15 protein-coding genes are annotated in these 20,613 nt (G+C 59.6%); 7 read left to right on the forward strand and 8 right to left on the reverse strand.

The window, feature by feature from the left end; translation table 11 throughout:
- The first annotated feature begins 82 nt into the window (after window positions 1–82).
- Genes QN370_RS12430 through QN370_RS12445 form a run of 4 tightly spaced genes read left to right on the forward strand, consistent with a single transcriptional unit; the run spans window position 83 to window position 3,437 of the window.
- Window positions 83–946, forward strand: a complete 864-nt coding sequence (locus QN370_RS12430) for a branched-chain amino acid ABC transporter permease (protein WP_322127768.1) — start codon at window positions 83–85, stop codon at window positions 944–946.
- Between the two features lie 27 nt (window positions 947–973).
- Window positions 974–2,023 carry a branched-chain amino acid ABC transporter permease gene (locus QN370_RS12435; RefSeq protein WP_322127767.1) on the forward strand — a complete coding sequence of 350 codons (1,050 nt, stop codon included), beginning with the start codon at window positions 974–976 and terminating at the stop codon, window positions 2,021–2,023.
- Window positions 2,020–2,733 (forward strand): ABC transporter ATP-binding protein, encoded by a 714-nt coding sequence (locus QN370_RS12440; protein WP_322127766.1) that lies wholly within the window; start codon window positions 2,020–2,022, stop codon window positions 2,731–2,733. Before QN370_RS12435 ends, QN370_RS12440 begins: the two co-directional genes overlap by 4 nt.
- The gene (locus QN370_RS12445; protein WP_322127765.1) at window positions 2,733–3,437 is read left to right on the forward strand and encodes an ABC transporter ATP-binding protein; all 705 of its coding nucleotides are present in this window, start codon (window positions 2,733–2,735) and stop codon (window positions 3,435–3,437) included. The genes QN370_RS12440 and QN370_RS12445 overlap by 1 nt, the downstream gene beginning before the upstream one ends.
- 216 nt (window positions 3,438–3,653) lie before the next feature.
- Here the strand turns inward: QN370_RS12445 and QN370_RS12450 are convergent, their stop codons facing one another.
- The 3 genes from QN370_RS12450 to QN370_RS12460 all read right to left on the reverse strand — a co-directional run bounded on the left by QN370_RS12450 (window position 3,654) and on the right by QN370_RS12460 (window position 8,728).
- A complete protein-coding gene (locus tag QN370_RS12450; RefSeq protein WP_322127764.1) occupies window positions 3,654–4,160 on the reverse strand; it encodes an acetone carboxylase subunit gamma in 507 nt (168 codons plus the stop codon).
- 84 nt (window positions 4,161–4,244) lie between these two features.
- Window positions 4,245–6,569 carry a hydantoinase B/oxoprolinase family protein gene (locus QN370_RS12455; protein ID WP_322127763.1) on the reverse strand — a complete coding sequence of 775 codons (2,325 nt, stop codon included), beginning with the start codon at window positions 6,567–6,569 and terminating at the stop codon, window positions 4,245–4,247.
- Window positions 6,566–8,728 (reverse strand): hydantoinase/oxoprolinase family protein, encoded by a 2,163-nt coding sequence (locus QN370_RS12460; protein WP_322127762.1) that lies wholly within the window; start codon window positions 8,726–8,728, stop codon window positions 6,566–6,568. The genes QN370_RS12455 and QN370_RS12460 overlap by 4 nt, the downstream gene beginning before the upstream one ends.
- Before the next feature lie 369 nt (window positions 8,729–9,097).
- Here QN370_RS12460 and QN370_RS12465 point away from each other — a divergent pair, with 369 nt between their 5' ends.
- Complete coding sequence (locus QN370_RS12465) at window positions 9,098–11,098, forward strand: sigma-54-dependent Fis family transcriptional regulator (protein WP_322127761.1); 2,001 nt, start codon at window positions 9,098–9,100, stop codon at window positions 11,096–11,098.
- Between the two features lie 23 nt (window positions 11,099–11,121).
- On the opposite strand, the gene ybaL is transcribed toward QN370_RS12465, so the two are convergent.
- The 4 genes from ybaL to bioA all read right to left on the reverse strand — a co-directional run bounded on the left by ybaL (window position 11,122) and on the right by bioA (window position 16,243).
- The gene (gene ybaL / locus QN370_RS12470; RefSeq protein WP_323581728.1) at window positions 11,122–12,810 is read right to left on the reverse strand and encodes a YbaL family putative K(+) efflux transporter; all 1,689 of its coding nucleotides are present in this window, start codon (window positions 12,808–12,810) and stop codon (window positions 11,122–11,124) included.
- 150 nt (window positions 12,811–12,960) lie between these two features.
- Window positions 12,961–13,677, reverse strand: coding sequence for a dethiobiotin synthase (gene bioD / locus QN370_RS12475; protein WP_322127760.1), 717 nt, complete (start codon window positions 13,675–13,677; stop codon window positions 12,961–12,963).
- Window positions 13,674–14,855 (reverse strand): 8-amino-7-oxononanoate synthase, encoded by a 1,182-nt coding sequence (bioF, locus tag QN370_RS12480; protein WP_322127759.1) that lies wholly within the window; start codon window positions 14,853–14,855, stop codon window positions 13,674–13,676. Before bioF ends, bioD begins: the two co-directional genes overlap by 4 nt.
- The gene (gene bioA / locus QN370_RS12485; protein ID WP_416172142.1) at window positions 14,852–16,243 is read right to left on the reverse strand and encodes an adenosylmethionine--8-amino-7-oxononanoate transaminase; all 1,392 of its coding nucleotides are present in this window, start codon (window positions 16,241–16,243) and stop codon (window positions 14,852–14,854) included. The genes bioF and bioA overlap by 4 nt, the downstream gene beginning before the upstream one ends.
- Before the next feature lie 272 nt (window positions 16,244–16,515).
- On the opposite strand from bioA, the gene QN370_RS12490 reads away from it, so the two are divergent.
- Entirely contained in the window at window positions 16,516–19,266 is a 2,751-nt protein-coding gene (locus QN370_RS12490) for an EAL domain-containing protein (protein WP_322127758.1), read from the forward strand.
- Between the two features lie 167 nt (window positions 19,267–19,433).
- On the opposite strand, the gene QN370_RS12495 is transcribed toward QN370_RS12490, so the two are convergent.
- Complete coding sequence (locus QN370_RS12495) at window positions 19,434–19,682, reverse strand: hypothetical protein (protein ID WP_322127757.1); 249 nt, start codon at window positions 19,680–19,682, stop codon at window positions 19,434–19,436.
- 42 nt (window positions 19,683–19,724) lie between these two features.
- On the opposite strand from QN370_RS12495, the gene QN370_RS12500 reads away from it, so the two are divergent.
- Complete coding sequence (locus QN370_RS12500; RefSeq protein WP_322127756.1) at window positions 19,725–20,441, forward strand: glutathione S-transferase; 717 nt, start codon at window positions 19,725–19,727, stop codon at window positions 20,439–20,441.
- Window positions 20,442–20,613: the final 172 nt, after the last annotated feature.

The following is a 20,613-nucleotide window of genomic DNA, read 5'->3' on the forward strand; positions in this document are numbered from 1 at the left end:
GCGACATCCCGTCAGCCTTCTGGGTGGCGGGATATTTTTTTACGCTAAGGATTGATTAACTGGTCCCATCGAAGGGGAAGGTATGTCTGAAATACTTGTACAGACGCTGGTGTCGGGTTTGCTGATCGGCCTGATCTATGCACTGGTGGCAATTGGCCTGACCATGATTTTCGGAGTGATGGACATCATTAATTTCTCGCACGGAGAATTCCTGATGTTTGGCATGTATTCCAGTTTCTGGATGTTTTCGCTGTACGCACTCGATCCACTCTTCACGTTGCCGCTGACAGCACTGTTCCTGTTTGCGCTCGGTGTCGTGATCTACAAACTCGTGATCAGCAAGATCGCGAACGCACCGATGGTGTCGCAACTATTCACGACCTTTGGCTTGATGTTGCTGTTTCGCGGGATTGCCCAATTCTTGTGGAAGCCGGATTTTCGCACCGTCGAAAAGTCACTGGTTAGCGGCAATTTTTCTCTGGCCGGGATTCAGGTTGGTACACCGCAACTGACTGCAGGCGCAGGGGCCATCCTCGTCACGCTGGGCGTCTATCTGTTCATCACCAAAACCCGGCTCGGTGCCGCACTGGAAGCGACTGCTGCGGACAAGGAAGCAGCACGGTTGATGGGGATTGACTCACAAAAAATGTTTGCGCTGGCGTGGGGTATCGGTGCTGCCTGTGCGGGTGTTGCGGGTGGCTTGCTGTCGACGTTTTTTCCGATTTTTCCGGACGTTGGTGCGAACTTTATTCTCATCGCTTTCGTGGTGGTCAACCTCGGAGGTTTTGGCAGCATCGTCGGTGCGTTGATCGCAGGCATCCTGGTCGGCGTGATCGAAGTGATGGGTGGCTTCCTGCTCGGACCGCAATACAAAATAGCGATTGTCCTGGCGCTTTTTCTGGCCGTCCTGATGTTCCGTCCGCAAGGACTGATGGGCAAGGCGTGATCTTTTATTCTATTCGAGAGGATTGTCATGAGTAATAACGCTGTCATTTCCCAATCGGTGGAGCGGCTGCGGTCGCCTCCGCGCAAGACCGCTGGTCTCGGCACGCTGCTGATACTGGTGTTGCTGGTCGTGGCCCTGTTTGTGCCGCTGTTTGTCGCGAGTCCGTCGCATCAGAATATTGCGATCCTGATCCTGATGGCGGCGCAGATGGGTGTCGCGTGGAATATTGTTGGCGGCTATGCGGGTCAGGTGTCGCTGGGACAAGCGGCTTTTTACGGGTTCGGTGCCTACACGTCGACGTTGCTGTTTGCGAAGCTCGGCATCAATCCCTGGCTGGCGATGATTGCCGGCGGTGTTCTGGCGGCACTCATCAGTATCGTCATTGGCTGGTCATGTTTTCGCTTGAAGGGACATTATTTTGCGATGGCGACCATCGCGGTGGCGGAGATCATCCAGATCCTGTTCACCAACTGGGAGTTCGCTGGCGGAGCCGTCGGCCTGACGATCCCGATGGACCAGCAGGGCTGGGCTGCATTCGTGTTCTCGTCCAAAGTGCCGTACTACTACATCGCGCTGGGTTTGCTGGTGTTGACCTTGCTGGCCAACCTGCTGATCGAACGCAGCTACCTGGGCTACTACTTTCGGGCGATCAAGGATGAACCGGATGCGGCGCGCAGCCTCGGCGTCAACCTGCGCCAATACAAACTGATGGCCTTTGCGATCAGCAGTTTTTTTACGGCGCTCGGTGGCAGTTTCTACGCGCAAAAAGAGCTCTACATTGATCCGGCTTCGGTACTCGGCACGGGCCTGTCGATCAAGATGGCGCTGGTTGCCATATTGGGCGGGATCGGTACGCTGTTCGGACCAGTACTTGGTGCCGGCATCCTGACCATGATCGATGAAGGGACGCGGGCGATTTTTGGCGGCACAGGACGAGGAACCGACCTGATTATTTACGCAGCGCTAATTATCGTGGTGGCGGTCTATTACCCGAACGGCCTGCTCGGCTCGTTCAAGAACTGGCTGGCGAGACGGCAGGCAGTGAAGTCACAGGTTGCACGAGGAGAACATCAATGAGCTTGCTCAGCGTCAAAAACGTCAGCAAACATTTCGGTGGCATCGTGGCTAATCAGGATGTGTCGTTTTCACTCAATGCCGGCGAAATCGTTGGCTTGATCGGGCCCAACGGGGCAGGCAAGACCACGATGTTCAATTGCATCGCCGGTTATTTTCCGCCTAGCGCCGGCGAAATTTATCTGAACGACGAAAAGATTTCCGGTCTGTCGCCGGAGCAGTGCGCGCATGCCGGGATTGCCCGCACCTTTCAGGTCGCACGCACCTTCACCAGCATGAGTGCGCAGGAGAACGTCATGGTCGGCGCTTTCCTGAAAAACAAACATGTTGCCACGGCGCGGCAGGTGGCCAATGACTTGCTGGAGTTCGTCAACCTGGGCAAGTTCAAGGACAAGCCAGCTGGCAGCATGACCATTAGCGAACAGCGTCGGCTTGCGGTCGCGCGCGCACTGGCGGTCAGTCCCAAGTTATTGCTGATGGATGAAGTCATGGCCGGCCTGAATCCGACCGAGGTCAAGGAGACTGTCGAGGTAGTACTGAAAATCCGCCAGCGCGGCATTTCGTGCCTGATTGTCGAGCACGTCCTCGAAGGCATCATGCCGATTGCCAATGCCATCATCGTGCTCGATTACGGAAAAAAAATTGCTGATGGCACACCGCAGGCGATATCGACTAACCCGCAAGTCATTGCTGCTTACCTGGGAGTAGAATAATGTTGCAAGTCAGAAATCTGCGGGTCAGTTACGACAAGGTGCTGGCGATTTCGAAGGTTGATATCGATGTCGGTTCCGGCAAATTAGTGGCGCTGGTTGGTGGTAACGGCAACGGCAAATCGACGACCTTGCGTGCGATCGCCGGATTGAATGCGGTTGACAAAGGCACGATCACATTCAACAAGGAAGAAGTGCAAAATACTCCGGCGCATTTGCGGGTACCGCTTGGGTTGTCACTTGTGCCGGAGGGAAGACGCATTTTTGCGCGGCTGACAGTACAGCGCAATCTGGAGTTGGGAGCCTACACGCGCCAGGACGCGCATGAAGTCCGGGAATCGATAGACCGCATGTACACGTTGTTTCCCATTCTGAAGGAACGGCGCAGCCAGTTGGCCGGCACCATGAGCGGAGGCGAGCAGCAAATGCTGGCAATTGGTCGCGGTCTGATGGCCAGGCCGAAACTCCTACTGCTCGACGAGCCCTCGTGGGGTATCGCCCCGAAGTTCGTCACCAAGGTGCTTGATACGATACAGATGGTCAATTCTCAAGGAGTGTCTGTCTTGCTGGTCGAGCAAAGTCTGCACAAGGCGCTGGCCATTGCCGACTACGGCTACGTGATCCAGACCGGCCGCATTGTCATGCAGGGAAGTGGCAGAGACTTGCTCAACAACGACGAGATCAAGAAGGCTTACCTCGGATTGTGATGGCGAGGCAGTCCTGGTGTCCGAGGCAAGATGCCTCGAACTCATCAATCGGCAAAGGCCGGTCGCGTAGGGTGGGTGGGTGGAGTTTTTTGCGCCCGCTCGCGCCGGACACTTGCGCAATGTCGACTACCTGGCGTGGCACCCTAAGATATGCGGTGGGTGGGTCTGGTTTTTTGTGCTCGTGCGAAGCGGTTGTCGCACGAGCTGCCAATCAGCTCAGTTCGCTTTTTCCGGCAAGGGCAAGTGGACCCAGTCGTTGTAGAAAGCTTCGATGTCTGGTTCAAATTCATGGATCACCGGGTACCACGGTGTCGGGGCTTCGACGTCGTGCATGGTGCCGCAGGTGGGGCAGTAGTATTCGCGATACACCTGCCAGGTGGTGTCTGGGGCCATCAACGCCGGATAGACTTGTTCCATTGCTTCCTGTGTGTCGCGCACATACACCAGCGCTTCGAGCTTCCAGTTGTTGCGGTAGTCGCCGAATTCGTGGCCGCAACTGCATTTGGTGACCCACTGTTTGGTGGTCTTGTTCTGGGCGATGTATAGATGCAGGCTGATCGGCAGGATGATCTTGTCATCCCACGGCAGCTTCGCTTGCAGCGTATTGAGATACATGCGAAAGCGGTCGTCGTCCTTGGGCATCGACAGCATGCGCATCGTGGTGTCCCAGTCCAGTTTGCCTTCGACCAGGTAGTTCACTTGTTCTTGTGTGTAGACAGACATTATTCATCTCCAGTGTGGGAAGCTGACCGGACCGGGATGGTCTCCGGGTCCGGCGTGCAAGCAGTTATTGACTACGTCAAACCATTATTCTTCGACCAGCACGACCGTGCGGACGTCCGGCAATTTGGACAGGTCCATCCGGTGCTTGGAACCGAATGAAGGCACGCCCAGCTCGGACTCGGGCAAGTCCCAATCGGCCGGCAAGTTCCAGAAGGTCTTGAACTCTTCCTTGAACTTGGCGCTCAGATCAAAACTGGTTGCAAACATGTGACGCACCTGAACCGATGCTGTCTTGGTGACGATGCGTTCACGCTCCTGTTTCATCCAGTCCCTGGTCGGCATCGCTCTGGCAATGCGTTCCTTGCGCACTTGCTGTCGACGTGCCGTCGTACCGGCGACATCGACGCTCCAGATGCCGTCGCTGTCCTGTGCGATCACCACGCCGTAGACCTTTTCTGCGAACTCGGGCAGCACGAAGCGGCTGTTGAGATCGGTTTCCACATTGGCGCAGTCACGATCAAGCGGATCGCCAAAACCCGGGCCGCCGCGCAGGTAGTTCAGATAGAGATCATGGTTCTCGAAGATGGCTTCGGTCGTGGTGCATTGCTTGTCCCGCTTGATCTTGGCATCGGCACCGAGGTGTTTCTCGTACTGCGCGTCGGCCGGATTGCGGTCGGCGCCCAGCGGCAGTGACAGGCCGTCGCGGATGCGTGCTTCGAGGTCGGTCTTGTGTGCCTGAAAACGGTAGCCGGTGGCCGACGGATAGCCGCCCATCAAACCCCAGTCGCTGTTCATGTAGCCATTGCCCGAGAAAAACATGGTCCAGTCCTGCGCCTTCCAGACCATGCGCAGGGTCTCGAAGCCGCAACCACCGCGAAACTTGCCGTAGCCGCCGGAGTTGGATTTGACATTGCGTCCCAGGTACAGCATCGGCTCGGCCAGTTCCCAGATCTCGATGTCGCCCATGTCGCCTTCGGGATTCCACACCGCCGCATTGTGATTCAAGCCATCCTTGACGGCGCAGGCACCGGTGCCGCAGGCCGCGGTCTCGAAGCTGTTGACCGCATGTACTTCGCCATCCTGATTGATGCCGCCGCCTTGCAGCCAGTTGCAGGCATTGGCATTGCCGGCATTGACTTCTTCCAGATAGCCGCGTGCAAAGTAGGACTGGCTCATGCCGCGCCAGACGCCGCTCCAGGCCGAGACCAGGAAATGCCAGGCGTTGGCATGCGCGGTACGGCGGTCATCCGGATTCATCCACGTGCCTTTGGGGATCTTGAATTGGGTCGCGTAGTAAGCCCCGTCATTGATGCGCGCGGTCGGCACCAGTGTCTGCGTGAGCATGACCCAGATGCCGCTGGTGAACGCGACATGGTTGGCGTTGTAGGCATGCCAGCCCCAGCGACTGGCCCCTTCAAAATTGAGCTTCCAGCTGGCATCGGGACGGATGGTCATTTCACACGGCGCATGCATGATGCTGTTGAGCTTGCCGAACTCGGAAGCGAGGCTCATGTCCGGATGGTCATACGGCACGTCAACAAAAGATACCCGGCGGTAGACGCCAGGAACCGTCATGGCCTTGAGCCGCAACTGCAAACCGCGCCGGCCTTCCTCGATGATTTCATCGGCAAACTTGAGGTAGTTGTCGACCCCTTCGACCGCGAGCACTTCTTCGACCAGCTTGCGCACCATGTGGCAACCGGCGATCCGGGTACGTTCATCCAGAATCCAGTACTTGGGCGTGCGTACGTTGCGCTGGCTTTCGTGCAGCCAATCCCGCAGCGGCACATCGTTCGCGCCAGTCTTGCGGCAAGTGATCTGCAAGCCGTCACCGAAGCGCGAGACCTGACCACTCGACATCGATCCCGGCGTCATGGCGCCCAGATCAATCACGTGCGTGACGCCGCCGACCCAGCCGACCAGATTGCCTTCCCAGAAAATCGGCACGATGGTGGCGATGTCACACGGATGCACATTCCCGATCGAACAATCGTTGTTGGTGAACATGTCGCCGGGGTTGACGCCCGGATTGACTTCCCAGGCATTTTCGATCATGTACTTGATCGCTGCGCCCATGGTACCGACGTGGATGATGATGCCGGTCGACGTCAGGATGCAATCGCCGGCGGCATTGTAGAGCGTGAAGCAGAGCTCGCCTTCCTGCTCGACGATCGGCGAGGCGGCGATTTTCTTGGCGGTTTCGCGGGCATGGACCAAGCCACCGCGGATTCTTGAAAACAGCTTTTCGTACGTGATCGGGTCGGCTTCCTTGAAGGCCAGGGTTTCCAGTCCGTTATAAAAGCCGGTCTCTTTGGTGCGTGCGAGCATCGCATCGCGGTGCTGCTTGAGGGTTTTGCCATTGCCCAGTAAATCGGGCATGCCCATTTCTTTGGCGGACATCTTGTTCATGAACGGTCTCCTTTTTTAACTTCCTTGAGGTGAAACAAGCGGTGCGTATCGCACCAGGTTTCAAAGCCCAGCGGCACGATAAATGTCGTCGACGGTGACTCGACAATCGCCGGGCCGACCACGCGGTTGCCGGCCTTGAGCGCTTCCATCGACCAGATTTGCGCGTCTTCCCATTTCTTGTGGCGATAAAAAGGGCGGCTGCCGATGCGCGCTTCCGGCGAGGGCACCGGACCGGCATCGGCTTCTTCCGGCAATTCCGGTTTGGAAGAAACCACGCTGCCGCGCATGATCGCGCCGGTCACACCGAAGCCGAGTTCCGGCGAACTGGCCGAGGCTGCGTAGGTGCGGGCATAGGTGTCGTCGAATACCTGGATCATTTTTTCCCAGTCGGCGACGGTGGTGGCGCTGGTCACTGGCGAATTGATTTCGAGGTCATTCAACTGGCCCATGAACTGCATCCGGTAACCGGGCAGCAGCAGCACCTCTTCCGGCTTGAAGCCGTTGAGGACGAATTGCTCGACGACCTTGCTGGCCAGTTCGTTCCACGCTTCGGTCAATGTCTCGCATGCCTGGATTTTGTCGGCATCGGTGGCCTTCGGGCCGATGCTGATATCGACACTCTTGTCGTAGCGGTATTCGTATTCGGCGCAGGCGCAACCGAAGGCCGAAAATCCCGCTGCCCAGGCCGGCACGATGACATCCTTGAAGCCCAATCCTTCGGTGTAGCCGTAGGTATGCACCGGACCGGCACCACCGTAAGAAAAGCAGACAAAGTCCTGCGGGCTGTATCCCTTGGCACTGATCACCGAGCGCATGTATTCGCGCAAATTCAGGTCGAGCAATTCGATGACACCGGCGGCGGCATCTTCGACCGAGAGGCCGAGCGGGTCAGCCACCTGCAGCTTGATGTATTTACGGGCGCGCTCGACGTCGAGCTTGATCGCCCCGCCCAGAAAATTATCCGGATTCAGATAGCCCAGCACGACATGGCAATCCGAGACCGACACGGTATCGAGACCACTTTCGGGCCAGCACATGCCGACGCGGTAACCGGCGCTGTCCGGGCCGAGCTTGATGGCTTTGCTGTACGGATCGATACGAATGAAACTGCCAGCCCCGGCCCCGACCGAATCCATCGCCACCAGCGGTAGCGACAGCAGCAGGCGTGCCATGTCCGGATCGGACTGGATCGCAAAATTGCCTTTGGTGATGATGGCCATGTCAAAGCTGGTGCCGCCGATATCGCTGCAGGCGATATTGTCGTAGCCCAGTTTCTGCCCGAGGAACTTGGACCCGACCACGCCACCGATTGGACCCGAGACGATGGTGCGGGCCAGTTCCTTGGCGCGCCAGCCGATGGTGCCGCCATGGGTTGCCATGACGCGCAGATCGAACTTGGCACCGTGTTTCTTGAAGCGATCGCTGACTTTCTTGAGGGTCTCGCGCGACGGCTCGGCCGCATACGCTTCCAGGATGGTGGTGTTGGTGCGATGACTTTCCTTGCGCGACGGATAGTAATCAGCGGTCGCAAAGACCGGGATATTGACGCCCATCTTCACCAGTTCGTCACGGCAGATATCGCGAGCACGCAATTCACTCTGCGGATTTTTATGCGATTGCAGCAGGCTGATGACGATCGCCTTCGAGCCGCGCGCCACCAGCTCGCGACTGGCCACGCGCACCTCTTCTTCACGCAGCGCAATGACGACCTGGCCCTGGACATCGGTGCGTTCGGTCACGCCACGGGTACGCGAGAGCGGCACCAGCGGTTCATCGTAATGGTGGCAATTCAAATGGATGCGTTCTTCCAGTGCATAGCCGAGATAGCTTTGCGCGGCCCGTCCCATCGAATGCACGTCTTCAAAACCGCGGTTGCACATCAGCCCCACATCGAGCCCTTTGCGCTGCACGACGCGGTTCAGCATTGCGGTGCCGGAATAGACGCAGGTGAGTAATTCAGGGAAGACATCGTCGACCTGGCGCTGCCATTCGGCCAGCGCGTCGACGGATGATTCATAGATGGCCTGGGATTCGTCGCCGGGATTGCTTTGAGCTTTGCCGACCACGAATGAGCCATCTTCTCTGACAAAAAACGTGTCGGTCATCGTGCCGCCGGCATCGATGCCCATCACCTGTACGGGTGAATGTTGCGTTTGCATATGCGTCTCCTCTATGGATGAATGTCAAGACGCTGCTACCAGCCTCGGTGCAGCGTAGACAATGCACCGCAAGGACCATGCCCGTGCCGGCCAGACCGCTGAAAAAACCGGTTGCTCTGCTATGGCGCGCAGGCAAAAATGCACATCGATCCGACATGCTTCACGGACGAATCGGCCGTTCGATTTCCGGCCGGTCGGTCTGTCGGTGTCCGGTTTCCGGACGCCTGCAGGCCGGATGAAAATGCCGGTAGGACGATGGCGTCCGGAATAGGCGTGTATGCTAAAAAAAATCTATAACAATAACGATGCAGCGACCGGTTCAATGAGCAGCATACCGGCACGGCAGCAACCCCAGCTGGAGACAAGACCATGCCGAACAAACAGCGCCTGTTCAATCCGCCCAACGACCGCAGCATCATGGCGGCGTGGAATGATTTTCTGACCGGGCACGTGCCACCGGTCAATGCATTGCGACGATTGATTGATGACTCCTGGCGTCGCTGCCTCGATGTCAAGGTCGATCCGTCGCGGGTGCAAGCACCGGCCGCGCTGTCAGCCGATGCGCTCGACGGCTTGCAGCAGCAGCACCGCGAATTGCTCAATGCCGGCCAACAGGTCATGGCGATGGCCCGCGACCTGCTGGCAGAAACCGGGACCATCATGATCCTGACCGATCCGCAAGGAATGATCCTGAGCGTCGAAGGCGACCCGCGCGCCCTGAGCGCCGCAGAAGAAATCCGCCTGAGCGCCGGTAGCAGCTGGGATGAATCCATTTGCGGCACCAATGCGATCGGCACCGCCTTGTCAGTTGGCCAGCCGGTGCAGATTCATGCGTCCGAACATTTTTGCGCAGGCATCAAGGACTGGACGTGTTCAGCAACCGTGATCCGCGATCCCTACGACGGCCGTATCCTCGGCGCGATTGATGTCTCCGGGCTGGGCAAGACCTTCAGCCCCCACTGCCTGGCGCTGGCGGTGACGACTGCCGGACGGATTGAAAGCCAACTCGCCAAACAGGAGATGGACGTGCGCTACCATCTGCTCGAGCGCAGCATGGCAAAGATGTCCAGCCTGCATGACGGCGTGATCATCTGCGACCGGCGCGGCTTTCCGATCAAGGCCAACGGCTGCGCTGCGCAAGCCTTGCTCGCACGCGGTATCGCGTTCGACTTGAAAAGCACTGGCCCGATCGCGACATTGAATCTGGGACTTTTTTCATCGACGGCGGGCGCGGTGGCGCCGGCTTGGCTGCGCGACGATTGGCTGGAAGCGGTCGTTGTCGGCGGTGAGCGGATCGGTACCTTACTGACGATACCGGCGTTGCCAGCCCGGCCATTGTCAACACGGTCGCCAGCGTTCACCAAGGTCGTCGCCGAGGCGGATCATCATCAGGACTTCACGGGCATCGTTGGTGACAGCGCGCCCTTGTTGCGCGCGATCAGCAAGGCACGGTTGCTGGCCAAAACCAATGTGCCGGTGCTGTTGCTGGGCGAGACCGGCGTTGGAAAGGAAAATTTTTCGCAAGGCATACACCGCGCCGGACACCCTGGCACACAGCCGTTTGTCGCGCTCAATTGCGGTGGTCTGTCCAAGGACTTGCTGGCCAGCGAACTGTTCGGCCATACCGAGGGCGCGTTCACCGGATCGCGTCGTGGCGGCATGGCAGGCAAGATCGAAGCCGCCAATGGTGGCACGCTGTTTCTCGATGAAATCGGGGAGATGCCACTGGAGTTGCAGCCGCATTTTTTGCGCGTGCTCGAAGAAGGCGAGATCTACCGCATCGGTGAGACGGTGCCGAGAAAGATCAGCTTCAAGCTGATCTCGGCCACCAACCGCGACCTGCACGAAGAAGTCACGCAAGGGCGTTTTCGGATGGATCTTTTTTATCGGGTATCGGTCACCAGCATCCGCATTCCTCCGCTGCGCGAGCGGCGTGGTGATATCGCCGCGCTGGCAGCGCATTTTCTGCGTCAGTTCGCCGAGCGTTATGGCATGGGTGCCAAGGACATCGGCGCGGACGTCCTCGAGGCGCTGGAGCAGCACCCGTGGCCGGGCAATGTACGTGAACTGCGTAACGCCATCGAAAGCATGTTTCTGATGGCCGGCACGGCCTCCGCGCTGCAACTCGATGCGCTACCGGAGGCGATCGCACCGGCGTTGGCCGCGCGTCCGCTGTCGGCGGATGCTGGCCGGGGCAAGCTCGAAGGCGCGGAACTGGCTTCGATCCGCGCCACGCTGGCAGCGGACCACGGCAACCTGACGCAAGTGGCCAGGCATCTTGGCATCGCAAAGAGCACGCTGTATGTCAAGCTCAAGAAATACGGACTGGATCAGGATGTGGACGGAGCGAGAAGCACGATCAGTGTGTGATCGTGCCCGGCATCCGCTGATCCCTATTTTTTCTCCATCCCCGCCAACACACAGCGCATCATCCCCAGCGCCAGTTCTTCTTCGCCAATGAGCACCTTGCCGACCTGTTCCTTGCGCAGCAGTTCGGCTTCCGCGACGTTGTGGGTGCGCACGATGCACTCGATCGACGGGTTGAGCATGCGCGCGGTTTCGATCATCTTGCGGACATGGAAGGTGTCCGGCGTCGCGATGACCAGAAAGCGGGCGCGCGCAATGTGGGCCTGAATCAGCACGGCGGAGTCGGCCGCATTGCCGGCGACGGCGGCAATACCCTGCTCGCGCAATAGCTCGACGATGTCGCGATTTTGTTCCGCCACCACGAAGTCGATGCGCTGTTCTGTCAGTTGACGGGCGAGGCGCCGGCCAACCCGGCCGTAACCCACCAGCACGACCTGGCCGGTCAGTTTGTGGCGCTCGGTCGTGACCGGTAATTCTGCCAGCGGGTCCATCGTGCGTTCCAGTTTGCGTGCCAGACTGGAGCGCTTGCGCAACCACTTTTGAACCGGCTCGATGGTGGTGAACAGCACCGGATTGAGTGCAATCGAGATGATGGCACCGGCCAGGATCAGGCTTTGTCCTTCTTGCGGCAACAAGCCCAGCGAGACACCGAGCGCCACCAGAATGAACGAGAACTCGCCGATCTGGGCCAGGCTGGCCGACACCGTCAGCGCAGTATTGAGCGGATAGCGCATGACCAGTACCAGTCCCAGCGCGACGATGGACTTGCCAAACATGATGATGGCGACCGTGACCACCACATGCCACGGGCTATGGATCAGCACCATCGGATCGAACAGCATCCCCACCGAGACAAAGAACAGCACCGAAAACGCATCACGCAGCGGCAAGGTTTCGGTGGCGGCGCGATGACTCAGTTCGGATTCGCGCAGCACCATGCCGGCAAAAAAAGCCCCCAGCGCAAACGACACGCCGAACAGCTTGGTCGCGCCAAAGGCGATGCCCACTGCCGCTGCGATCACGCACAAGGTGAACAGTTCCCGCGAGCCGGTCTTGGCCACTTGCCACAGGATCCAGGGAAAAACCCGGCGACCGACGACCAGCATGAAGACCAGAAAAGCGGCCACCAGTCCGAATGTCTTGGCCAGCGTTGGCCACAGTGCGCCAGCGTCCGGCGCAACATGCCCGCCGAGCGAACCGGACAAGGCGGGCAGCAAGACCAGCGCCAGCACCATCACCAGATCTTCGACCACCAGCCAGCCAATGGCGATGCGACCGTTGAACGATTCCAGCACGCCGCGATCTTCCAGCGCACGCAGCAGGACGACGGTGCTGGCCACCGACAAGGCCAGTCCAAACACCAGTCCGGCACCGAGGCTCCAGCCCCACAGGTGCGCGACGCCCATGCCCATCAGCGTCGCGACGGCGATCTGCAGGATCGCTCCGGGGATGGCGATGCCGCGCACTTCAAGCAGGTCGTTCATCGAGAAATGCAGACCAACACCAAACATCAGCAGCATCACGCCGATCTCGGCAAGTTGTCCGGCCAGCGCCACATCGGCCACGAAGCCGGGTGTCGCCGGTCCGATCATCATGCCGGCGACCAGGTAGCCAATCAGTGCCGGAAGTTTCAGGCGTACGGCAATCATGCCAAACACCAGTCCGAGGACGAGCGCGTAAGCGATGGTGGAAATGAGTGCGGTGTCGTGCGGCATGGGCGGGGTTCTTCCTGTGATCCGGTAAAAACCGAGGGTGTGACTGGTAACGACGGGCGCATTTAGTGGACAACGGGGTTGTCCGACGCGCCCGGAACGCCGACAGTATCGCACTGCCGTGCACGAGAGCCGGTATGAAAATTTAAAAAACTACCTGGTGGTATTTTTTTCTAGCGGCCATCCCGTCACTAATCCGGCGTTGAGATAAGACGATGCGTGCGCGGCCGATGGCTGCGGACCCAATGCCGGCAGCTCGCCCAGCAATGGCGCTCTGAGTCGTTCAACCAATGCAGCGATGTTCTCCGGCAGATAGTCCATGTCGGGTTCGATCAGGTTGGCGACCCAGCCGGCCAGGTGCAGGCCACGTGTGCGGATTGCTTCGGCCGTCAGCAGGGCGTGACTGAGACAGCCCAGTCGCATGCCGACTACCAGTATCACGGGCAGGCCCAGTTGCTGTGCCAGATCAGCGGTGTCGGCCACGTCGGACAAGGGCACGCAAAACCCGCCGACGCCTTCGACCACCACGGTCTCGGCGCTGGCCGCTAGCTGGTGATAACAATCGAGCAGATGCTCCATCGAAATCGTCACGCCCTCCCGGGCGGCGGCGATGTGCGGTGCCGCGGCAGCCTCAAGTATGTACGGGGCACGCAAGGCGGCCGGTAGCGACAGGTTGCCAGCGGCAGCGAGCTGTTCGACATCGTCATTGATGAGCCGGCCATCGACCAGGACGGCACCGGCGGCGACCGGCTTCATGCCGACCGCGCCCAGCCCGCCTTCAACCAGCAGATGCAGCAATGCGGCGCTGACCAGCGACTTGCCGACGCCGGTATCGGTGCCCGTGACGAAACACGCAAAGCGCGCGCTCATGCCTGCAACGCGTTGAGTGCCGCGACCAGGTCCGTGACGTCGGCGCGCGAGTGGCTGGCCGACAGCGTGATCCGCAGCCGTCCGGTGCCGACCGGCACCGTCGGTGGCCGGATCGCACCGACCCAGTACCCTTGTTCGTACAGGCGGGCGGCGGCGTTCATCGTGTCGTCATTGCTGCCAATGATGACTGGTTGTATCGGCGTTTCCGATAGCAGGCAATGCCAGTGCTGCAGTTGCAATTGACTGCGGAAGGTGCTGATCAGATTGCCCAGATGGGTGCGCCGTTGTGCGCCCTCGGCGCTATCGATGAGGTCGATACTGGCCAGTAGTGCATGCGCCAGCGCCGGTGGTGTTGCCGTGCTGTAGATGTACGGTCGGGCGCGCTGCAGCAGCCATTCAATGACGCTCTCGTGAGCCGCAATGAAGGCACCACCGACTCCGGCTGCCTTGCCTAACGTCCCCATGTAAATCAGCCGTTGCGAACGGATGCCCGCCTGTTCGAGCGCACCGCGGCCATGCTGGCCCAGCACGCCAAAGCCGTGCGCATCGTCGACCAGCAACCAGGCATCATGCTGTTCGCACAGCGCCAGCAAGTCGGCCAGCGGGGCCAGGTCGCCATCCATGCTGAAGACGCTGTCCGTCACGACCATCTTGCCGGGGCTGCGACTGGCGGCCAGCATCAATGCCAGCTGGTCGACGGCGCCATGCGGATACACCTGCACGCTGGCACGCGACAGGCGCGCACCATCGATCAATGATGCGTGATTCAATTGTTCGCAAAACAAATCGGTATCGCGATCGGTCATCGCCGACAGCACGGCCAGATTGGCCATGTAGCCGGTGCAGAAAGTGAGCGTGCGTACTGCCTCGATATCGGGTGCCATGAATTCGGCCAGCCGGTCTTCGAGCAGCGCGTGCGCCCGCGAATGACCGCTGATCAGATGTGACGCGCCGCTGCCTGCGCCGTAGCGGCTGGCTCCTTCGCGCAGGGCGGCGATGATCTGCGGATGGGAAGCCAGGCCGAGGTAGTCATTGCTGCAGAAGGCCAGTTTGGTCTTGCCATCAACCTGCACCTGCGGCGCACAGGGCGACTCGGTGATGCGGCGGCGGCGGCGCAGACCGCGGGCGTCGAGCTGTTTGAGCTTCTGTTGCAGGGACGTGATCAGATGCGTGGTCATGGCTGTCCCGCTCCCGCTTTCGCTCCCGCTTTCGCTCCTTGCATTACCTGTTCAAAGACGGCTTGCGTGCGGCTGGCCAGCAGATCGATTTCCGCGTTATCGAGGATATACGGCGGCATCAGATAGACCGTCTTGCCGATCGGGCGCAGCAATAATTCATGCTCCAGCGCCGCGCTGAAAAACCGTCTGGAAAAATCGCCCGCCGATAAATCCGTGACCGCATCGAAGGCCCAGATCATGCCGCGCTGACGGAAATGGCTGACCTGCGGATGGGCTGCCAGCGGTGCCAGTGCGGCAGTCAGGCGCGCGGCGCGGCGTCGATTGGCAACGATCACACGATCATCCTGAAAAATCGCCAGCGTCGCCAGTGCCGCGCGACAGGCTAGCGGATTGCCGGTGTACGAATGCGAATGCAGGAAGCCGCGCGCCATCGCCGGATCATAAAACTGCTCGAAAATCTCGTCACGCGTCATGACCACCGAGAGCGGCAGGTAACCACCACTGATGCCTTTCGACAGACATAAAAAATCCGGCCAGATAGCGGCCTGTTCGCAGGCAAAGAAGGTGCCGGTACGACCGCAGCCGACCGCAATTTCATCGGCGATCAGGTGGACTTCGTACTGGTCGCACAAGGCCCGTATTGTTTGCAGGTAGACCGGGTCATGCATGGCCATGCCGGTGGCACATTGCACTAACGGTTCGACGATGAGCGCGCAAATATGCTCGCCGCGCTGTTGCAGCAAGTGTTCGAATGCCGCCGCCGCAGCCAGCGCGACGTCGGCGGCGCTCTGGCCGGGTTCGGCCTGGCGCGCATCGGGACTGGGGATGACGTGGACTTGCTGCAGCATCGGCCCGTAGGCGGTACGAAACAGCGGGACGTCGGTGACCGCCAGCGCGCCGATGGTTTCGCCGTGATAGCTGCCAGCCAGGCAAACGAACTCGCGCTTGGCGGTGCGTCCGCGATTTTGCCAGTAATGGAAGGACATCTTGAGCGCGATCTCGACCGCCGAAGCGCCGTCGGAAGCGTAAAAGCAGTGGCCCAGCCGGTTGCCGGTCAGTGCCGACAGTTGCTCCGACAGCGCCACCACCGGTTCATGCGTGAAGCCAGCCAGCATCACATGTTCGAGTTCATCGAGTTGCAGTTTGAGTGCCGTGTTGATGCGCGCATTGGCGTGACCGAACAGATTGACCCACCAGGAACTGATCCCGTCGAGATAGCGCTTGCCCTCCATGTCAATGAGCCAGGCACCGCGACCACGGCTGATCGGAATGAGCGGCATCGCATCAAGATGCTGCATCTGGGTACAGGGGTGCCAGACGCTGTGACGGCTGCGGCTGACCCAGTCAGTGGGTGGGAAAGAGGGAGTCTTTGTGGCGAAAGGGATCAATGAGAGTGCTCCATGCGTTACTCCGTTCTGCGAAAAGGCTAAAAGTGTACGTTCGCCGTGACAACGGAAGAGCCAGATGTGGTGATTACTTGAGAAATATCAACCCTGGAAGTCTTTTCGCGACGCATCGTCGCCATGATTTTGATGTCTTGATGATTGAGAATATTTCGGCGTTGCATTGCAAATTGGATGTAATTAAATCAATGCTTTGTGAGTTAAAAAAGCCGTGCCACAATGCACGCGCCATTGATGGCCGGCACGCGAAAGACACGATGAACCTTCTTGAGAATCAGACTGGGGAAAGCAATACATTGCATCCCGACCTGCGGCAACGCATGCTGCAACTGCTGTCGTCCTGCGCTGACCTGATTGCCCAGTCCTCCAGCGAGCACCAGTTGCTCAACGGTTTCAGTGCCTTGATGACCGCGACCGGAGGGTACCGTTTTTGCTGGATCGGCCAGGCGATGGAGGATGATTCCCTCACGATCCATCCGATTGCCCAGTCCGGTGGCGAGCACTATCTGGTCGGCATCGAAACCAGCTGGTCGTCGCAATCCCCCTTCGGTAACGGTCCGGCCGGCGAAGTGGTGCGCACCGGTCAGGTCGTCGAATGCGCCGACATGTGTGCCGACGAGCGTTTGCAGGCCTGGCGTGATGCGATCATCCGCGTCGGATTGAACTCGATGATCTGCCTGCCGCTCACTGATACCGACCACACTTTTGGTGTGCTGGTCCTGTACCGTGAATGTTCCGGCGGCTTGCCTGCCGCCGAAGTGAACCTGCTGCAGCAACTGGCACGCCAGTTGGCGGTGGCACTGCTGGGCTTGCGTTCCCGCGCCGATCACAGCGATACCGCATCGGTGATGCTGAAAACCGCAACGGCGCTATCGTCGAGCCATGGTGCCGAATTCCTCTCGCGACTGGTTGCCAGCGTGACGGACGCGCTCGGCGCGGACGCCGGATACATTGCCCGCAATCTGCCAGGTCAGGCGGGCGGGTTGCGCCTGCTGGCCGGGGTGAGCGATGGCCGGCGTACGGCGCTCCGCGATTTTCCGCTGGCCGGTTCGCCTTGCGAAAATATGCTCACGCAGCAAGCCTGGATGATTTGCGACCGGGTTGCCAGTCGCTATCCGCAGGCACCATTCTTGAATGAGCTCGGTGCGCAGGCCTACGCGGCAGCGCGGCTCGATGATTTTGATGGCCAGCCGCTCGGGGTCATTTTCGTGCTGTTCCGCCAGCCACTGCTGCGCACGACAGTGATCCGTTCAACGCTGCAAATTTTTGCGATCCGGGCAGCCGGCGAAATCGAACGGCAGGAAGCCGATACCAAGCTGGCCGATCATGTCTCGCTGCTCGACAAGGCGCATGACGCGATCATCGTGCGTGATATCGATCAGCGCGTGCAGTTCTGGAATGCCGGCGCGCAGCGGCTGTATGGCTGGAGCGCAGACGAAGCGCGTGGCAAGCCCTTGCCAGAATCGTTGCTGTCCTTGTCCGACATGGAGCGTATCCAGTGCCAGCTGCGCGAGAGCGGCGAATGGATAGGCACGCTGCATCAGCGTCGCAAGGATGGCAGCGTGGTACTGGTCGAAGGGCACTGGTCGATGGCGCGCGACAGCAACAACCAGCCCAAGTCGCTGCTGGCCATCGATACCGACATCACCGAGCGCACGGCCAACGAAGCCGAAATCCAGCATCTGGCGTTTTACGACAGCCTGACCGGCTTGCCCAACCGGCTGCTGCTGCTCGACCGTTTGCAGCAAGTGCAGGGCAGCCGGATGCGGGCCCATCATGCCGGCGCATTGCTGTTCATCGACCTCGATAATTTCAAGACGCTCAACGATACGCTCGGACATGACATGGGCGACCTGCTGTTGCAGCAGGTCGCCCGTCGGCTGAGCAGTTGCGTGCGCGCCGAGGACACCGTGGGCCGGCTGGGTGGTGATGAATTTGTCGTGATGCTGGTTGATCTTGACGACAGTCCGGGCGCGGCAGCCAGCCATGCCGCCGCCGTCAGTGAAAAAATCCTGCACGTGCTGCGCCAGCCCTACCTGATCGCCGGTTGCAGCTATCACTCGACGGCCAGTATCGGCGTCACGCTATTCGGCCCCGAAGACACCATCGTCACGGATCTGCTCAAGCGCGCCGATATGGCGATGTACCAGGCCAAGGCGGCCGGGCGCGATACGCAGCGCTTTTTTGTGCCGTCGATGCAGGTTGCCGTGTCGGCGCGGGCGCTGCTCGAAAGCCAGTTGCGGCAGGCTTCACCGAACCACGAATTCGTTCTGCATTATCAGGCGCAGGTGCGCGGCGACGGCCGACTGTCCGGCGTCGAGGCACTGATCCGCTGGCAGCATCCGACCCGTGGGTTGTTATGGCCGGCGGACTTCATCGGACTGGCAGAGGACAGCGGCCTGATTCTGCCGCTCGGTCGCTGGGTTCTGGCGGCGGGTTGCCGGCAGCTGGCGCAATGGCAGTCGCAGCCGCAGACCGCTGATTTGCACCTGGCGATTAATGTCAGTGCACGCCAGTTCCGTCATCCGCAATTCACCGATGACGTCATCGCGGCAATCAAGCAATCCGGAGTCGATCCGCGTCAGCTCAAACTGGAAATGACCGAAAGCGTGCTGTTCGACGACATCGAGGAAAGCAGTGCGCGGATGCTGGAACTGCGCAAGCTGGGGGTCGGCTTTTCGCTTGACGATTTCGGTACCGGCTATTCGTCGCTGTCGTACCTCAAAATGCTGCCGATCAACCAGCTCAAGATCGACCAGTCCTTCGTGCGCGATATTCAGACCAACAAGGGCGATGCAGCGATCGCCCGCACCATCGTCAGTCTGGCGGACAGTTTTGGTCTGGAGGTCATTGCCGAAGGGGTCGAAAATGCCGGGCAGCGCGCCTGTCTGGCAACGCTGGGCTGCCACTCCTGTCAGGGATATCTGTTCAACCGGCCGATGCCGGCTGCGGAGTTTGAAGCCTTGCTGACACAGGCGTTTCCGTTTGAGAGCGTGGCCAAGGCCTGAGACGGGAGCGGTGTCGGTTGATCGGTTGATCGGTTAATGGGATTGGGTGCGTTGTTTGGTGGTCGGTGCAATGCCCTTCGGTTATTGCACCCTACGGCGAAATGATCGCCAATCCGTTGTAACGGGCGGGGCCATGACCGACGGGTAGCACACCTTACCGTCGCGTCTTACTGGCCCTTGCAGATGATGGTGGTCACGTATTCGCCTGCGCGGGTTTTGCGTGCCTCGGTCCAGTCAACGACTTGCTGTGCGAGTGCCATCGTCATGACGGAGGCTTTGTCCTTGTTACGGATGAACGAGACGCCTTCAAACTGGCCAGTTTTGCCGATCATTGCTTTGGCATAGACTGGGACGTCTTTTTCGTCGGGGTTGGCCTTGCGCTGGCGGACTTGGTAACGCTGGTCGAGATCTTCCATGGAATGCTCATGCAGGAATTGAAAACACGAAGGATACAAGACATGCAGGTTGAACTCTACTACTGGCCCGACATTCAGGGTCGCGGCGAATTCATCCGGCTCGCACTCGAAGCCGCCGGTGCTGATTACGTTGATGTGGCACGCGGCGAGGAGGGCATGACGCAGTTGCTTGATGCCTTGCAAAGTACGGCGATCACGCATCCGCCCTTTGCGCCGCCATTCATCAAGCTTGATGGCGCGGTCATCGCGCAGGTTGCGGGTATCCTGCATGCGCTCGGACCGCGACTGCAACTGGTTCCGTCCGATGAGGCGGGCCGGGCCTGGGTCCATCAGTGCCAGTTGACGATTGCCGATCTGGTTGGCGAAGTGCATGATACCCATCATCCGGTCGGCGGCAGCGCGTATTACGAAGACCAGAAACCGGAGGCGCTGCGCCGGTCAACCGAATTTCGCCGCGAACGCCTGACGAAATTCCTGCATTACTTTGAGAGCATCCTCGAGCGCAATCCGGCTGGTGATGATTATCTGGTGGGCGCGGCATTGACTTATGCTGACTTGTCGATGTTCCAGATGCTGGGCGGGTTGGGTTATTCGTTTCCGAAGGCGATGGCGCGGGTCGGGGCTGAGGTGCCGCGCTTGCTGGCGTTGCAGCAGCGCGTGGCGCATGTGCCGAATGTGGCGCGCTATCTGCAGTCGACGAGACGGTTGGCTTTTAATAATGATGATATTTGGCGGCATTACCCGGAGCTTGATGATTAAAGTAGGGTGTGACAGTCGTAGGGTGCAATAACCGAAGGGCATTGCACCAAATGCACTCACTGCGGTATTCGTAGGGTGCAATAACCGAAGGGCATTGCACCGAATGCACCGTCTGCGGCAATTGAAACCGCTGATGCTCCGCCACGACCAAGCCGGGGGCGGCCCGGCAGCC

The organism is Actimicrobium sp. CCI2.3, from assembly GCF_035019065.1.
Lineage (GTDB): Bacteria > Pseudomonadota > Gammaproteobacteria > Burkholderiales > Burkholderiaceae_D > Actimicrobium.

Coding starts and splice junctions, on each gene's coding strand:
- QN370_RS12430 (WP_322127768.1), top strand. CDS start 83: ATGTCTGAAATACTTGTACAGACGCTGGTGTCGGGTTTGCTGATCGGC.
- QN370_RS12435 (WP_322127767.1), top strand. CDS start 974: ATGAGTAATAACGCTGTCATTTCCCAATCGGTGGAGCGGCTGCGGTCG.
- QN370_RS12440 (WP_322127766.1), top strand. CDS start 2,020: ATGAGCTTGCTCAGCGTCAAAAACGTCAGCAAACATTTCGGTGGCATC.
- QN370_RS12445 (WP_322127765.1), top strand. CDS start 2,733: ATGTTGCAAGTCAGAAATCTGCGGGTCAGTTACGACAAGGTGCTGGCG.
- QN370_RS12450 (WP_322127764.1), bottom strand. CDS start 4,160: ATGTCTGTCTACACACAAGAACAAGTGAACTACCTGGTCGAAGGCAAA.
- QN370_RS12455 (WP_322127763.1), bottom strand. CDS start 6,569: ATGAACAAGATGTCCGCCAAAGAAATGGGCATGCCCGATTTACTGGGC.
- QN370_RS12460 (WP_322127762.1), bottom strand. CDS start 8,728: ATGCAAACGCAACATTCACCCGTACAGGTGATGGGCATCGATGCCGGC.
- QN370_RS12465 (WP_322127761.1), top strand. CDS start 9,098: ATGCCGAACAAACAGCGCCTGTTCAATCCGCCCAACGACCGCAGCATC.
- ybaL (WP_323581728.1), bottom strand. CDS start 12,810: ATGCCGCACGACACCGCACTCATTTCCACCATCGCTTACGCGCTCGTC.
- bioD (WP_322127760.1), bottom strand. CDS start 13,677: ATGAGCGCGCGCTTTGCGTGTTTCGTCACGGGCACCGATACCGGCGTC.
- bioF (WP_322127759.1), bottom strand. CDS start 14,855: ATGACCACGCATCTGATCACGTCCCTGCAACAGAAGCTCAAACAGCTC.
- QN370_RS12490 (WP_322127758.1), top strand. CDS start 16,516: ATGAACCTTCTTGAGAATCAGACTGGGGAAAGCAATACATTGCATCCC.
- QN370_RS12495 (WP_322127757.1), bottom strand. CDS start 19,682: ATGGAAGATCTCGACCAGCGTTACCAAGTCCGCCAGCGCAAGGCCAAC.
- QN370_RS12500 (WP_322127756.1), top strand. CDS start 19,725: ATGCAGGTTGAACTCTACTACTGGCCCGACATTCAGGGTCGCGGCGAA.